This is a genomic window from Nitrosomonas sp. (genome assembly GCF_040240425.1).
Classification (GTDB): Bacteria; Pseudomonadota; Gammaproteobacteria; order Burkholderiales; family Nitrosomonadaceae; genus Nitrosomonas.
Map to the genome: position 1 here is coordinate 39,039 of NZ_QPHG01000008.1, position 16,480 is coordinate 55,518.

At 49.2% G+C, this 16,480-nt stretch carries 13 protein-coding genes; 6 read left to right on the forward strand and 7 right to left on the reverse strand.

Annotated elements, in window-relative coordinates; translation table 11 throughout:
* Positions 1–2: 2 nt before the first annotated feature.
* Positions 3–599, forward strand: a complete 597-nt coding sequence (locus DU481_RS04540; RefSeq protein ID WP_350132961.1) for a histidine phosphatase family protein — start codon at positions 3–5, stop codon at positions 597–599.
* 89 nt (positions 600–688) lie between these two features.
* Here DU481_RS04540 and DU481_RS04545 read toward each other — a convergent pair whose 3' ends face one another.
* The 7 genes from DU481_RS04545 to DU481_RS04575 all read right to left on the reverse strand — a co-directional run bounded on the left by DU481_RS04545 (position 689) and on the right by DU481_RS04575 (position 7,693).
* A complete protein-coding gene (locus DU481_RS04545) occupies positions 689–2,716 on the reverse strand; it encodes a CopD family protein (RefSeq protein ID WP_502889910.1) in 2,028 nt (675 codons plus the stop codon).
* Between the two features lie 11 nt (positions 2,717–2,727).
* Positions 2,728–3,129, reverse strand: a complete 402-nt coding sequence (locus DU481_RS04550) for a copper resistance CopC family protein (RefSeq protein ID WP_350132965.1) — start codon at positions 3,127–3,129, stop codon at positions 2,728–2,730.
* A 111-nt stretch (positions 3,130–3,240) separates the two neighbouring features.
* Positions 3,241–3,819: a hypothetical protein gene (locus DU481_RS04555; RefSeq protein ID WP_350132967.1), complete on the reverse strand. Its 579-nt coding sequence runs from the start codon at positions 3,817–3,819 to the stop codon at positions 3,241–3,243.
* Positions 3,820–3,883: 64 nt separating this feature from the next.
* Entirely contained in the window at positions 3,884–4,420 is a 537-nt protein-coding gene (locus tag DU481_RS04560) for a hypothetical protein (protein ID WP_350132969.1), read from the reverse strand.
* 208 nt (positions 4,421–4,628) lie between these two features.
* Entirely contained in the window at positions 4,629–5,891 is a 1,263-nt protein-coding gene (locus DU481_RS04565) for a methane monooxygenase/ammonia monooxygenase subunit B (RefSeq protein ID WP_350132971.1), read from the reverse strand.
* On the reverse strand, positions 5,891–6,715 hold the full coding sequence (locus DU481_RS04570; protein ID WP_090322876.1) for a methane monooxygenase/ammonia monooxygenase subunit A: 825 nt from the start codon (positions 6,713–6,715) through the stop codon (positions 5,891–5,893). Before DU481_RS04570 ends, DU481_RS04565 begins: the two co-directional genes overlap by 1 nt.
* A 168-nt stretch (positions 6,716–6,883) precedes the next feature.
* A complete protein-coding gene (locus tag DU481_RS04575; protein WP_350132974.1) occupies positions 6,884–7,693 on the reverse strand; it encodes a methane monooxygenase/ammonia monooxygenase subunit C in 810 nt (269 codons plus the stop codon).
* 373 nt (positions 7,694–8,066) lie between these two features.
* Here DU481_RS04575 and DU481_RS04580 point away from each other — a divergent pair, with 373 nt between their 5' ends.
* From DU481_RS04580 to DU481_RS04600, 5 genes are all read left to right on the forward strand, one after another.
* A complete protein-coding gene (locus DU481_RS04580; RefSeq protein ID WP_350132976.1) occupies positions 8,067–9,788 on the forward strand; it encodes an OprO/OprP family phosphate-selective porin in 1,722 nt (573 codons plus the stop codon).
* Positions 9,789–9,985: 197 nt separating this feature from the next.
* The gene (locus DU481_RS04585) at positions 9,986–11,005 is read left to right on the forward strand and encodes a PstS family phosphate ABC transporter substrate-binding protein (RefSeq protein ID WP_350132978.1); all 1,020 of its coding nucleotides are present in this window, start codon (positions 9,986–9,988) and stop codon (positions 11,003–11,005) included.
* 294 nt (positions 11,006–11,299) lie between these two features.
* Positions 11,300–12,811 (forward strand): ABC transporter permease, encoded by a 1,512-nt coding sequence (locus DU481_RS04590; protein ID WP_350132980.1) that lies wholly within the window; start codon positions 11,300–11,302, stop codon positions 12,809–12,811.
* Positions 12,808–14,880, forward strand: coding sequence for an ABC transporter ATP-binding protein (locus DU481_RS04595; RefSeq protein WP_350132982.1), 2,073 nt, complete (start codon positions 12,808–12,810; stop codon positions 14,878–14,880). The genes DU481_RS04590 and DU481_RS04595 overlap by 4 nt, the downstream gene beginning before the upstream one ends.
* Entirely contained in the window at positions 14,870–16,480 is a 1,611-nt protein-coding gene (locus tag DU481_RS04600) for a peptide chain release factor 3 (protein ID WP_350132984.1), read from the forward strand. Before DU481_RS04595 ends, DU481_RS04600 begins: the two co-directional genes overlap by 11 nt.

The window sequence follows — 16,480 nt, forward strand, 5'->3', positions numbered from 1 at the left end:
TTTTGACGACTTCAATTGATTTGCTGCGGCATGGCGTAACAGAAAACAGTCAGCGTTATTGCGGCAGCACGAATTATCCGTTGACCGCGCTCGGTTGGACACAAATGTGGCATGCCGTTAACAGTCAATCGACGCAATGGCAACACATCGTTACTTCGCCTTTAGCACGGTGTGCGGATTTTGCGCATGCTATGGAGCAACATTATTCGATTCCCGTCACTCAGGATGATCGTATCCGGGAGATACATTTTGGTGATTGGGAAGATCGATCCAGCGCTGAATTGATGCACACCGATGCCGGTGCTTTATCTCGCTTCTGGCAAAATCCCTTCGATTACCCGCCACCTAATGGCGAACATTTGCTGGATTTTCAGGCACGTGTTTTATCAGCTTGGGAAGATATTCAACAGAAATTTTACGGAAAGAAGGTTTTATTGATCACACATGGCGGTGTCATCCGAATGATCGTCTGCCATATTCTGCAGCATCCGCTCAAATGCATCCTCGATATTGATGTGCGTCACGCCAGCATCCGGCATGTGCGGATCGATCATGCTGAAGCTTGTCGTATCACGTTCGACCCCAATTCTTCTCTATGATCAGAGCATTTTTGTATCCGTGCAGCGACAGGAATTATCGCAGTACTACTCTGTCGCTACTATTCTTGCGGTTCAGCGAATGGAACTGGTCAGCGGACGAAATCTTCCGGATAAGGCACTTTCATATTCTCGCGATTCAGCAGACTGATTTGCTGATATAACTTATCGATATCGGACCAACCGGCTTGATCTATTGACGGTATCCAACGCGCGCGCATATAACCGTTCCGGTCAATGAGAAATTCCATATGATCCGGATTTTTCCCCTTCCCGATGATATCCGGATGCGTCAGCGTCCGGCGCGATAATGCATAGCTGGCAGCAATCTCGGATGCGCCTTGCGTAACAGCCGAGAACGGCAATTCAGCCGCGATTTGAGTTAACTCAGGGGCGGCAAGCTCATTTGCCGGTACTGCTAATACAGTAATATTTTGCTCACTTAGGCGGTCATACGCTTGCTTTAATTGCTCGATACGATCCTGCGATTGCGGCCATGAGAAAATAACCAGTAAGACAGCTTTATGTCCACGAAAATCCTGCAGCGAGCCGCTGTTGCTATTATTTTCCGTATACGAAAAGAGTGGCGGTTTTACATAGGCTTTATTGGGTATGATTTCCGGTGTTAAAATTCGCGCCTGATAACCTCTTGATAATGCATGTACATAGTTCACCAGATCCCAGCGATCCTCTTCGGATATTTTTTCCGCATAACCCGGCATATCGGTATTAACCATTCCGTAGCTAATCCAATTATAAAAATCTCCCGGTGTGTGCTCTGTGGTATGCGGTTCGATCAACAGATCGGGTAATTTTGTCGATAGCGTTCGTGACTTGATGCCATTGCCCATTCCTTGATGACCATGGCATTCAACGCAGTGCTGATTGAATAAAGCGGCACCATTGGTTATAGAAATTACGTCAAAAGGCACTGACGGTCTACGATAGGTTTCAGGATACGCTTGGATTGTCAACGGCGGCAAAGCAATGGCAAGGCCGGATGCCAGCAATAGCGCAGGAACACCAGTCAAACGCTTGCGTCCCCAATTACGGAGCTGACCGAACTGAATTGCTCCTGCCGCTAATATCAGAATAAAAACTCCAATCCATACTTGAATGGCCACATTCGGCTTATCCCAGGTTGCCAGAATCGAAAACCGGAATGGGAAGGGCCAATTTTCAATCAGCGCGTGCTTTACCGGCGTAGTATTGGCAATTACAGTTGCCAGGAATAGTAATAGCAATGCCAGAATGAATTCAATGCGCACCCACTTCCTCATCCCTGTTTTGCCAGGATTCGTATTATCAGGTTGCGAATCGCTTGCTAATAACGGCAACCAATGCGCACGGACTCGCGCTGCGATTAAGAGAATGATACTGAGGATAAATATCTTGATGCTAAGCAACCAGCCGTAGGGTGTCGCAACAAGCGCAGCATAAAAGCCGTCAAAGATACGATCGGCCACGGTGATTCCGGTCAAAATAATCAATAGCATCACCGGTAACGCAATTGCTGAGAACCGCATCAACGTTTTATATTCCGGCGCATTGCCAGATTTAGCCTTAGCATTTTTGTTATTCTCATAAATCAATAGTAAAAAAGCCGGTAATGCTCCAAACCAAACACCAGCTAGAATAATGTGCAATGCATAAGGCAAAACCGCCAATACGGATAATCCTTCAGCCGCAGCATGACTTGCTAGTGAGCCTGCGATCAGAGGCAGAGTTGCAGCAAAAGCAATTAAAATATACTGCCAGCGGGTTTTGGGAGATTTACGAAGTAAAACAATGACGAATAACAGCATTAGCGCGGATAACGTACGCCAGCTCCATATTTGACCAACGCGCGTATCGCTGATGAATCCTAACCAAACATCTTGCTGCCATAGATTACTGACATTTCCGGTAATTTGAACTAAGGATGTCATCAGCATTACCACAAGACCGATGGGAATACTGATAGCCAGCCATGGGAATAAACGTTCTAGTCGTACAATCCATGCTTCCAGACGGACTCTTTTTCCGGTATTGGCGATAGCTAAAAAGATACAGCTACCCAATAAAATCATGTTTGCTGCAAGTTGAAACCAACGTGCAATTGCTGCGATAACTTCTACCATTTTGCTACATTTTATTCTTTTACATTGAAATCAAAACTTGATTCAATAACATGCCCATCAACCGACATCACGCGATATTTCACAGTGTAACGTCCTGATCCTAGTTGCGGTAAGCTCAAGACGACAGATTTTGGGTCATCTGCAACGCTTTCAGGGCTATTTTCAGTTATTGAATGCTTATTGGAATCGAGCACAGTAACGGCTGCATAAGACCCTTCTATTTTCTCATTAAACCAAAGCCGTACTTGTTTGGGTGGTATAGAGAGTGTAGCTCTTCTGGGTGGATCGGATTTAACCAGCGCCGCATGCGCCATCACTGATTTTACTTGAAATGCAAAAGAAAACATTATCACCAGAGAAGCAAGGACTGCCATCTTTTTAATAACAAACTGTATTGATCGCTTTTCTTGCACAGTTTCCTCTCAATTTTTCAGATTAAATATATTTTTCGCTATTTGATTCTACCAAGAAGGATGAGTTCAATATGTAACTCATCCTTGATTTCACATCAGCATTCGATGCAACTACGACGGGTTTTGATTAGCAGGTTTACGCTTCCGCAAGAAGAAGAAAGCGGCAACAGCGAGAACCAGTACAACTGGTGCAATAATCGCTGCTTTCGGGGTCGGACGGCCTTCACCCACCGAGAACGGAAAACGTGATACATAGTCCTGCGCTCCACCCGTCACCGTCACCAGCCCTACAAACTTGCCTTTCTCCGGAAAGGTGTGATCTACCGTAATCGATGCCGATGGATATACTTTCGGTGGTAAATGAAATACTGTGATCTCATCCAGGTTCGCTTCCGATCCCGTGTCACGAATAATCCGCACTTCCGTTTTCAGCGGCCGTAATTCTTCCTGGATGTAGTCCAGTGCTATCACGGTCTTGCCTGTTTCCGGTATGTCTTCACAGAATTCTTCTTCCTGAGATAAGGGTTGATAGCCGGTAAAGTGCATCCGGTAAGGCCCTACCGTCAGTACGCACATGTCTTCAGCCAGTGCCAAACCACCGTGCGCTTGTGCTTGTGAGGTAAATACCATGCCCGTTGCGAGTATAATCGCGAATAATGCTTGCTTCATTTCTATTAGTCTTGCTGACATCGTTTGGATTTCCTGTGTCTATGAATGGTTAGTCTCTAATATGCTCTGTCTGCTATAGGATCGCTCAGTTCTTGTTGGCCCGGCGCGTTGCCAGCCAGTCTCTGAAACGTCTCGACCGGATGAGTTTATACCCAAGTATTGTAGTCAGCAATAGGCCGACTGCCGGTCCTATGGTGGCTCTGAATACTTCGGCGTAGTTGATCATTTCCACCCGTAAATGATATTCGTAGTTCAGTGGCGGTATGCCTTCGGCAGTAATCAATACCAGATATTTCCCTTGCTCCAGGGGACTTTGCGTGCTGATCACACCGTCCTGATACATCGCCGGGTGCAGATTTGTGATCGTATCTCCTTCGCCAGCTTTGCTGCCTTTCATAACCTTTACGCCTATCGGCATCTCACGCAGTGCAGGGTCTACTAAATCTATCACGAGTATGGCATTGCCCGCTTTGGGTATTTCCGTGCAGTAATGCCCTTCTTCGTTCACTTGTGGCTGATAGGTACTGAGGTGAATCATGTTCTCGCCGATCCGGCGCATGCAGCTGTCTTCTTCCATCGCTACTTTGCCATGTGCACCAGCTGTGCCAGCATACAGTGCCATAACAAGTGTAAAGACTGCCGTCCCCGTTTGTGCTATTTGCCTGACCACGACAAATCCTCCTTTTGGATGAGCGCCTCTAATTTTGCCAGTTCTTTTGTCCGCATTCTTTTAATACCCTAAATTTTTACTCTTTTCTCTACCGATAAAAAAAACCGGCACACCGGCTGTCTTTCGACAGTGGTGTACCGGTGTTGATACTTAACTTCTCTTACAGTTTGGTAAAGACTGGAATTACCGCGCCAGCAATACTGTTGATATAACGATTGCCTGCTTCATCCCAGGTCATCAACAATCCGCCAAAACGGCTTTCAGGGTCACCCAACAGTGCCATCAAACGTTGTACTTCCCACAACGCATCTTTGGCTTCCATCTTAACTTCACGGGTTTCTCCAGGTTGAACGCCTCTGTCATCATCCATCGATAAGCCGGTTGCTACCAGTTCTCTTGGATAGTCAGGATCCAGGTGTTTACGGCCCAGTTCGTTCACAAAGCGTACGCCCGCTGTTGTGAATTCACCAATGTTGACCGCTGTGTCACCGTTGTTGGTGATTTCCATCGTTACACGCAGTGCACGGCCAGGTACGTCGTAGTTAGCGTGCGTTACTTTGATTGCTACCGGGTTCGGTGCAATCGGTAACGGTGCTACTTTCGATTCGCCAGCTTGGATCGGTACTGTGTATGGATGTACGCTTTCGGTGTAACGATAGCCGCCCCAAACAATCGCGCAGGTCAGTATTGCAACTGCCAGACCTACTTTTCTGTCCGTTGGGGAGGTTAACAGTTCGTCACCATACGCCAGCAATACGCGGCTACGTGGCAGGAACATCGGTTTCGCTACAAAGTAGCCAATCCAGAAGCAGCCTAAGCCCAGCCATACGATGTGCCAGAATATACCGTTGCTTAAGTTGAACGTTTCCAGGTCAATGGTTTTACCAGTCAGTGTGGTCACTGGGTTGGTAAAGTCATCCCAACTGCCGGAGATGTTCATCCATGAGGCTGGACCTGCAATAGGACCTGCATCTTTGATGTTTACCATCGCGTGCATGTGATGACGTCCTGGAATACGTGCTTTCAGTCTGACTTCAAATGCATAGTCACGGCCAATTTCCAATGGACCTGAAATAAACGTTGGTTCGCCGTTCAGTTTGGTGCTTAAACGTACAAACACCGGGCTTGGGCTACCTACGTTAAAGAAGGCGCGAGTTGGTTTACCTACCGCACGTGGCCAGTCTTCAGCTAAGTGAAAAAATCCGGTCATCGTCGCAATGTCGTTGACTTTGGTGACTTTCGGTTGCCATTTCAAGTCGTACCATTGAATACTACGCATACGCAGGAACGGTTCTTGTGAGCGTTCACCGTGTGCCGCTGCCGTCTTAACATCTAGTGTCAGCGTCATCGCCAGCGATGCCGCTCCAATCGCTGCTCCATACAGGCCTAATACGCCCAGTTTAAATATGCTTCTTATATTCATTATCTAATCCCCTGTGCAAAGCCTTTTTCACCAAATGCGGTTACGTCGTTCTTCATAGAGATGCGTCCTCTTTCCCCTTTAACATAGTAGAAAGCGGTGCAGTACAGTTTGCCAAAGTACCACCATACGCAGAACATCAGCATGGATACGAACGCTGCGAAGAACGCTGCAATCACTGTGGTGTGTCCACCAAAAGTACGCAGTGAGCCTTGCTCAATCAGGCGAACATATTCAGGTGTACCGGTACGTACGTACAGGAAGCCTGTGTAGTCAGCTACTGATAACAGTACGCCTTCTACAACCACTGGTAAGTGGGTTGGGCCAAATATCGGCCAGTTGCCTGGGTAGAAGAATAGTCCAAAGAATCCGCCGCCTAACAGAGCTGTGATCAGCCAGTTACCGGTCAACAACATGATCGTGTCCATCATCAATGCACCTGGAATCATGGTTGATGGCAGTACAAAGTTGATCGGATAGTGTGACCACCAGTAGAAGCCCCAGTAACGGGTCAGCCATTCACCTACTAACAGGCATACGATACAGAGTGTCGCGCCAAATGGCAGGCGATAGTTTACCCACAGGTAATACATCAGTGCTGCACAGTACATAATACCTACAATCGGTGTCACTACTGGCCACCATTGACGGTCTTTCCAATCAAGCCAGAAATCCCAGTCACCTGCTAGCAACATAAAGTGCATGTGATAGGTTCCTACCAGCAGAATACACAGAATCGGAAAATATACCGCATCTATGTATCTGGACATCTTGACCGCTTCCGGCACCATCTTGGCCGCTGCTAAAATTTCGTCTGTTCTACTCACTAGACCCTCCCTTCTTCATTTCGTGTGATATTAAATTATGAAAACTTGACGATTCCCTTACTTCTTTTTGTCGTCTGCTTTTTGCTCGTTTTCATTACTGCATAGTAACTTAAGTCTTCTTATCCTTCCGCCCGTATCACAGGCGGAAAGGATGTGTTGCATTCAGAATTAAGGAACGATACGGTTGTTCAGAATTTCTCTGCTTGCGTTGTTCCAGGTTACGTCAGTCAGGTTTGAGTAACGGGTGATGATTTGTGCTGCAATACCACCCGAGAATAAACCTGCCCAGCCCAGAATCACAAAGCCCCAGTGCAGTGGCGCGCTGAACAATTCTTCCATGAACCAGAATGCATGACCCCATTCGTTCAAACCTACGTTTGGCAGAATCATCAATGGGCCAGCAATTGCCATAACCAGCGGGAACGATGTGCCGCGGCTGTACAGTGGCAGACGGGTCATTGCGTACAGGTATGACGCTACGCCACACACGATGTACATTGGGAATGAACCGTAGAACACCACTACGTGACTTGGCGTGAAGCTGGTGTCACGAATAATCACTTGGTGCCATGATGCGTCTTGTTCGGTGAAGAAGCTGCCGCCCCAGTAAACACCAAACAGATATACGCCCAGCCACATCATCCAGTAGAAATAACGTTTGATTTCCAGCTTTGGATCTAAGTTGTCCAGTTGTTCTTTGGTGTCACGGGTTTTCAGTATCCAACCCCAGGTTACTAACGCAAACAAAGGCATCAGGGTCATGTGCACACGCCACAGTCCCATCCATACTTTGTCAAATTCCGGTTCCATCGAGTCCATACCGTGTGAGTATGCAAACGTTCTTTGGTACCAGATCCAGAATATCGCAACCAGCAGCATGGTTAACATGCCCAGTTTGTAGTATTTCGAGTCATACCACAGCGACATATCATAGTCAGCACTTGATGCACTGCTACTCGTGTTATAAGTTGTTGCCATTTTATTTTCCTCCTATTAAATAAATAATAAGTCAGTTAGTTAATAGAATTAGTTACTTAGCATGAGAAATCATATTCCCATGTTAAGTACCTGGTTAGACGGTTACTCTCGTCATAAAAGTTCCCGTCAGTCCAAGAAAATCAAATTATGCATTTCGCAACGTCATTGTTACTTTTGCGCTGAATGCATCCGGCATTTTAAGAATTAATAACTACTATTTCAAGTAGTTAATCATCCAGCACTGTTATTCCGAATAACAGGCTGTGTCATAAAAGCGTAAAAAAAATGTAACTGTCATAAAACTGTAACATTGATTCTATATAACGGTTGCCATCGTAGATGACTCACTTTTTCAACCCTGGATCAACGACAGATGAAGAAATTATTCAGACTTACCCTGGCAACCACCGCGTTAATCAATTTAGGCGTTCTATCCAGCGCCTATGCACTCGATTTATATGTCGATACAAAAACCAAGCAAATTTTTGCGGAACCCGGTCCCGGCCGCGTTCATATGGGCACCTATGAAAAATCAGAGAAAGCAGCGGCCAAAACAAAAGCTCCCCTAAGCGTATTGGCAGCGCCTGCACAGACTCCAACCCATGAGGACCGGACAGCGGAAACGGAGCATAAACCGGCGGGCGACCGCTTGGTAAGACTGCGTGAAAAAGCTGAGAAAGAACAACTTAAGAATCAAGTCTCGGTACTCGAGGAACGCGTCAAGGAAGTTGAAAAAATACACGGAAATTTTGACGACCGCGGCTTACATTGGTCAACCAAGGATGGCAATTTCTCGGTATCGATGAATGGACGGATTCAGCCAGCCTCGCAATACAATTTTATCAATGACCCTGACCCCGCTTTCGGAGCAAGTACCGCAAACGAATTGAATAGCGGCATGAATATCCGCCGTGCGCGTTTGGGCATCGAAGGTACATTTTATAAAATCTGGGATTACAAGTTTGAATATGACTTCAGCCGAGGCAACGGTACTGTCGGATCGGGAATTACCGATGCGTTCGTGCGTTTAAACCATACCGATGCGCTCTCTTACAAACTGGGTTCGTTCAAGGAGCCGTTCAGCTTGGAAGAAGCCGCCAGTAACCGCTACCTGACTTTTATCGAACGGCATATGTCCGTCAATTCGTTCGTCGATAATCCCAATACGTATAAAACGGGTATCGGCGCCAATTATGCGGTTAAGAGATTTCAAACCGGTATTGCATTCCAAACCGAACCCATCGGCGGATGGTCTTCCGCATCGACTTCCGTCAATGCCAACGGTAACCAGAACCGTAACAATGGCTCCGGCGACACCGGCTGGCAAGGTATTGGCCGTGTCAGCGGCAGACCTTGGATGATTGATGACACCAAGTTTTTCCATGTCGGTGTTTCTGCGGGACATACCGATGTCAACACACAATATCGCGCCGATGGCACCATGGTAGGTGAGGGCCAGATCGGTGGCGGCGGCGGTATGTCATTCTTCGCCTTTCCGGGCACCAACGTGGATCGCACCAATATCCTGAATACCGGTAATCTGAGCACCGGTGCGTTGAGTGATCCGAATCGCCGTCAAGTCACCAGCTACGATCGTTATGGGGCGGAAAGCTGGTTTGTCTACGGCCCATTCTCGGCACAAGGTGAATATTTGCGCACCAATATCAACGGTGTTGGTTATGACAGCGAACACCTAACCGGTTATTATGGCTTTGTAAGCTACTTCCTGACCGGTGAGTCGAAGGCCTATCACGTCAGAAACGGTGCGGCAAACCGTATCAAGCCTAACCGGCCCTTCCATTGGAACGGCACCGGCTGGGGCGCATGGGAAGTCGCATTCGGCTATGATTACATTGACATGAATTCCGGTGTCATCAAAGGAGGCCGCGCCGACATGGTCAGATTCGGCTTAAACTGGTACCCGCATTCCAATGTTAAGTTTCAGGCCAATGTCATCCATATGCTGGATATCAACACGGCAGCAACGCCAACCACGAATACCAATGGTTACTCGGGCGGTGCCGGAGCACGTACGCATGGATGGAATAATGGTGATCTGAGCGCATTCCTGACACAGTGGACGATTGATTTCTAAAAATCCGCCACTAAAAAGTTGAGCAAAAATCGAGTGTTCAGTGTGATTTCCTGAATGCTCGATTTAAAAAACCTGCGATCTATCAGTACTTAAGTTTTTACCCGCATGACATTGTTGGGAAACATGCGTTAACATTTTCGTGCGCGGCATTTTGAATGCCGTCATTTACGCCGCATCATCTCAAACAGGAGAATGAAATGTCGCAACCTTATTACTTCAACCAACTCGCTGTAGCAATCTCATTGGCAATACTGACTGGCTCCGCCACTGTCGCCAATGCACAAACGGTTATTAAAATAGACGGCTCCAGCACCGTCTATCCGATCACCAAAGCCGTGGCGGACAATTTCCAAGCCGCAAAAAAGAACGCGATTAACGTTACGGTCGGCATATCCGGCAGCGGCGGCGGTTTCAAGAAATTTTGCCGTGGCGAAATTGATATCGTGAATGCTTCCCGTCCGATTCTGAATAGTGAAATGAAGGATTGTAAAGGCGCCCGCGTGCAATATGTCGAAATACCCGTGGCGTTTGACGCTCTGACGGTGGCGATAAATCCGGAAAACTCCTGGAGCACGTCAATGACCATCGCACAGTTGAAGAAAATCTGGGAACCTGCTGCGCAGGGCAAAATCACCCAATGGAATCAAATCAACCCGGCATGGCCGGATGAAGCCATAAAGCTATCCGGCGCTGATGAAGATTCCGGCACTTACGATTACTTCACCGAAGCCATTGTCGGCAAAGCCAAATCCAGCCGTCATGATTTCACTGAATCCGATAATGACAATGTGCTGGTGAACCATGTGGCAAGTAACAAAAACAGCTTAGCGTTTTTTGGCTTCGCCTATTACATCGAGAATCAGGACAAAGTAACCGCCGTTGCGATCGACAGCGGCAAAGGCGCGATTCTCCCTTCTGTCGAAACCGTGGAAAACGGCAGCTATCAACCGCTATCCCGTCCGGTTTTCATTTATGTCAACATCAAAGCGGCTGAAAAACCCGAGGTCAAGGCATTTGTAGAGTTCTATATGAAGAATGCGCTTCTCCTGGTCAAAGAAGTGAAGTTCTTCCCTCTCCCGCCCAGAGCCTATGCCACCATGTTGGAACACTTCAACAACAAACGGGTGGGCTCGGTATTTAGCGGTAAGCCAGCGGTTGGTCTTACGATTGACGAGCTGATCAGGCGTGAAGACCGGTTGCAATATGAGAATTTCTAACCGGTAATATTCTAAAAAATACTTTTCACATCAACAATACATCTTTTACACAGCAGCTCCGGGCAGAAACCTTACGGAAAAATTCTCCCGGACTGCTGCTTCCTTTTACATCCGTGGATTTTCTATTAACACGCGACCTTAACCGTTATCAATGCTAGACTGTATCCTGCCTTAATGCATTGATCGGTTTACCGGTATTGATAAATTTTCAAAAAATCCCAGCATTCATTTATGATATGAATGATTATGTGTAATTAAACCGGCCTCATCGCCGCAGAGTCATCCATCCCGACCATGTCTTTTAGCCCGATTATTTTGTGGACCGATGCGCTGATCTATTTGTTTGTCGCCATTGTATTTTTCATCGTTTGGTATGTCCGCCGTCATGAGCATCTGCTGGCGCAATGGAAACGCGTAGGACATAGCGCCAGCGGCATGTCCGCGCTCACCGTGCTGATCTTTTTTCTGGTGATCGGCTTATTGGACACGGTACACTTCCGCCCCGCACTGGATCACAAAAACAATCAGGGCGAGACGATTTATAGCGTGGAAGTGCTGAGTTTGCTGGATTTACTGGTGACACCGTTACGCACGCAAGTCGAGAAAACCTACTCCGCACCGCTGGCAGCACATTTATATGCCAAAGAAACCATCGAACAGCCGGATGGTACGCAAGTGCGGACTTTCGCCCGGCTCCAGTTTGGCGGCGCGCATTTGCAAGATCCTGACACGGAACACAGCGCCGATATCACGAAACTTGCGCTAAAAGGCTTGGCTTGCGGCTTGCTGATCTGGAGTGTACTGTCCGTTGGCTTAATCGCCCGGCTTTCCTATCGCAACCGGCAGAATTTTGCCCCATGCCTAATGGCCATTTGGCGCCGCAACACCGAAATTCCCTGGCGCGCCATTTTAATCACGCTGCTCATTCTGCTGCTGATCATCGGTTGTATCACTGCATTGGCCGGACATTATCATGTGCTGGGCACCGACAAGGTTGGCCAGGATATTTTGTATCAATCGCTGAAAAGCATACGCGTTGCCCTGGTGATCGGCACGCTAACCACGCTCATCATGCTGCCGTTCGCATTATTGCTGGGCATTATGGCCGGTTATTTCCGCGGCTGGGTCGATGATGTTATTCAATATATTTACACGACGCTGAATTCCATTCCCAGTGTTTTACTGATCGCCGCTGCGGTACTGATGATGCAGGTGTATATCGAAACCCATCCGGAATTATTCGATACCATTGCTTCGCGCGCCGATCTTCGGCTGCTGTTTCTCTGCATGATCCTGGGCATTACCAGCTGGACCGGATTATGCCGGTTGTTGCGCGGTGAAACGCTGAAACTACGCGAACTGGAGTATATCCAGGCGGCGCATGCCTTTGGCGTTTCGCATTGGCGTGTCATCAGCCGCCACATACTGCCTAACGTGATGCACATCGTGTTAATCGCGACGGTGATGGACTTCAGCGGATTGGTGCTGGCCGAAGCGGTGTTGTCGTATGTCGGTGTCGGTGTCGATCCATCGATGATCAGTTTCGGCACCATGATCAATGCGGCGCGGTTGGAAATGGCGCGTGAGCCGATGGTGTGGTGGGCCTTGCTGGCGGCGTTCAGTTTCATGTTTACTTTGGTATTAAGCGCTAACTTGTTTGCCGATGCGGTCCAGAATGCACTGGATCCACGCATCCGGACATTACGGCAACGCACGGTACTCCCGCGTTTTGGCAAAAAAGAAAAGCAATTGAAAGACAACGCATCCGACGCAACCGCACCGGCAAAATCTTCTTCTCATCCATGAATACCTTGCTGGAAATAGAAAATCTCGAAACCGTGCTGCACACCGGCGATATGCCGGTACGTGCCGTCGATGGCTTGACGCTGACCATTTCACCCGGGGAAACATTTGCGCTATTGGGTGAATCTGGTTGCGGCAAGTCGATGACTGCGTTGTCGATCATGCGCTTGTTACCGGGTGCCGGTGAAATCGTTGCCGGCAAAATCAGCATCGGTGGCACGGATTTGCTGCAATTGCCTGAAACCGGCATGCGTAAAATCCGCGGTAAGCGCATCAGCATGATTTTTCAGGAACCGATGCTCAGTCTCAACCCGGTTATGACCATCGCCGAGCAAATCGAAGAAGTGCTTCAGCAGCATTTGAATTTATCGCACGAAGCCATGCAAGCGCGCATCCGGGAATTGCTGGAGCAAGTCGGTATACCCGATGCGGCACGCCGCATGCACGAGTATCCTTTTCAGTTTTCCGGTGGTATGAAGCAACGCGTCATGATCGCGATGGCGCTCGCCGGTGAACCGGAACTGCTCATTGCCGATGAGCCGACCACCGCGCTGGATGTAACGATACAAGCACAAGTGCTCGATCTGCTGCGGCACATCCAACAGCAAAAGCACATGGCCATTTTACTGATTACACACGATCTGGGCGTGGTGGCGGAAATGGCGCAACGCGTCGCGGTAATGTACGCGGGAGAAATTGTCGAGCTAGCAACCCGGCATGATTTTTTTCATCACCCGCGCCACCCCTATTCGCAGCAATTGTTCGCCGCACTGCCTGGAAAACAGAAACGTAATCAAGCATTAACTGTTATTCAAGGCAATGTGCCGTCACTGGCACAGCAATTTACCGGGTGCCGGTTTGTAGATCGCTGCAATCAGGCACTGGCACAATGTCGCGATACCGTTCCGCAATGGCACACGATTTCCGGTCAACATCAGGTCCGCTGTCATTTATACAGTAACAACGCCGCTCAAGCTGCTACCAACGCTAGCACAGTAGTGCAGGAAACCGTGCATGTGACGCCATCGGCTCTCCAGGTAACAGATGAAACGCTGTTGCAGGTCACTGACCTGAAAGTGCATTTCCCGATTCGCAAAGGCTTGTTCAAACGTGTCGTGGGTCATGTCAAAGCAGTCGATGGCGTATCGTTGAAAATTGCCGCGGGCAAGACGCTGGCGCTGGTGGGTGAATCCGGCTGCGGCAAAACCACGATCGGCAAAAGCATTCTGCAATTGATTCAGCCCACAGCGGGCAGCGTGCGTTTCAAGGAACAGGAACTGAACGGATTGAAGCGCAGTCAATTGCGACCGGTACGTTCGCAGCTTCAGATCATTTTTCAGGATCCTTATGCTTCCTTGAATCCGCGCATGCGCATCATTGAGATTCTGCAAGAAGGCATCAATGCCTTAAAAGCCTATCAAACCGGTTACCCCGGCAACGATACGGCTGCATCCGCACAGTCTCCGGAAAATGAAATCGATGCATTATTGCAGCGTGTCGGTCTGCCTGCTGAGGTAAAATGGCGCTTTCCGCACGAATTTTCTGGCGGACAACGGCAACGCATCGCAATTGCCCGTGCCTTGGCGGTCAATCCCAAGCTGCTGATTTGCGATGAACCGACCAGCGCCCTGGATGTATCGGTTCAAGCGCAGATTTTGAATCTGCTCAAATCGCTGCAAAATAATTTAGGACTTGCATTTTTGTTTATTACCCACAATATCGCGGTTGTCGAGTATCTGGCCGATGAAGTGGCGGTGATGTATCTGGGACGTATCGTTGAACACGGGCGTATCGACGAGGTGATGAGTAACCCCAAACACCCGTACACGCAAGCGTTATTGTCATCGGTTCCGCACATTGAAGCGGATCCCGCGCGGCACATTATTCCGCTCACGGGAGACTTGCCGTCACCGGCGGCACCGCCGGCGGGCTGTCATTTTAATCCGCGTTGCGCGCACGCCATGCCGGTTTGCCGTACAGCCTACCCGCCAGCCAGCTCGTTCAGCACCACGCATACCGCGCATTGTTATCTTTATTCACAGGAACACAGAACTACCGATTATGAGCATTGATCAAGAAGTATCGCGGCGGCGCACGTTCGCCATTATTTCCCATCCGGACGCGGGTAAAACAACGCTGACGGAAAAATTGCTGATGTACGCCGGTGCGATTCATATCGCTGGTAGCGTCAAAGCGCGTAAAGCCAGCCGCCACGCCACTTCCGACTGGATGGAAATCGAGAAGCAGCGCGGCATTTCGGTGGCCAGTTCGGTCATGCAGATGGAATACCGCGATTGCGTCATCAATCTGCTCGACACACCGGGTCACCAGGATTTCTCCGAAGACACGTACCGCGTGCTGACCGCCGTCGATGCGGCGTTGATGGTGATCGACGCCGCCAACGGGGTCGAAGCGCAAACGTTGCGTCTGCTCGAAGTGTGCCGCGCGCGCAACACGCCGATCGTTACCTTCGTCAACAAAATGGACCGCGAAGTACGCGAACCGCTTGATCTGCTCGACGAAATCGAGCGCACACTCGGCATGACGACTATTCCATTCACCTGGCCGGTCGGCATGGGAAAAAATTTTCATGGCGTGTGCGATTTGCAGAACAACGGCATGCGCGTATTTCAGCCGGGATCGGATCGCGTCGACACAGAAAATGAGGTGATCGCCAGTTTTGACGATCCGCAAATCCAACAACGTTTCGGCGCAGGATTATCCACCGCGATGCAGGAAATCGATTTGATCAAAGGCGCGTCCCCACCTTTCGACCATGCCGCATTCCTCGCCGGTAAACAAACTCCGGTTTTCTTCGGTTCGGCGATCAATAACTTCGGTGTACGGGAAATTCTCGATGCATTGGTCGATCTGGCGCCACCACCGGAATCGCGCAACGCCATTCAGCGCGAAGTACAGCCGGATGAAAAGAAATTCTCCGGCATGGTGTTTAAAATCCAAGCCAACATGAATCTGGCGCATCGCGACCGTATTGCCTTCGTGCGCGTCTGTTCCGGGCATTTCAAACGTGGCATGAACTTGAAAGTCGCGCGCAATGGCAAGGATATCCGCACCAGCACGGTTGTGTCCTTTTTATCGCAGCGCCGCGACATTCTGGAAGAAGCATACCCCGGCGACATCATCGGCATCCCGAATCATGGCACGCTGCAGCTGGGTGACACTTTGACCGAAGGCGAAGTGCTGCAATTCACCGGACTGCCCTTTTTCGCGCCGGAAATCTTCCGCACCGTGGAAATCGCCGATCCTTTGCGCAGTAAGCAATTGAAACTAGGATTGGCGCAGCTGGGAGAAGAAGGCGCAATCCAGGTGTTCCGCCCGCATTTGGGCAATATGCTATTACTGGGCGCGGTCGGCACGCTGCAATTTGAAGTAGTCGCGCACCGCCTGCAACATGAATACGGTGTCGCGGCGCGAATCGCTTCCGCCAAATATCAATTGGCGCGCTGGATTACCTGCGACGATCCACGCGAATTGCAACGCTTTATCGAAGCCAATGCGCACCGTATCGCCTATGATGCCGTCGACGCACCGACTTTTCTGGCATCTTTCGGCGCGGAATTGAGTGTCGCGGAAGAGAATTGGCCCGCCATCCGTTTTCATAAACTGCGTGAGCACGCCGGACTGGTGTTTCAGAGCCACATGACGGCATGA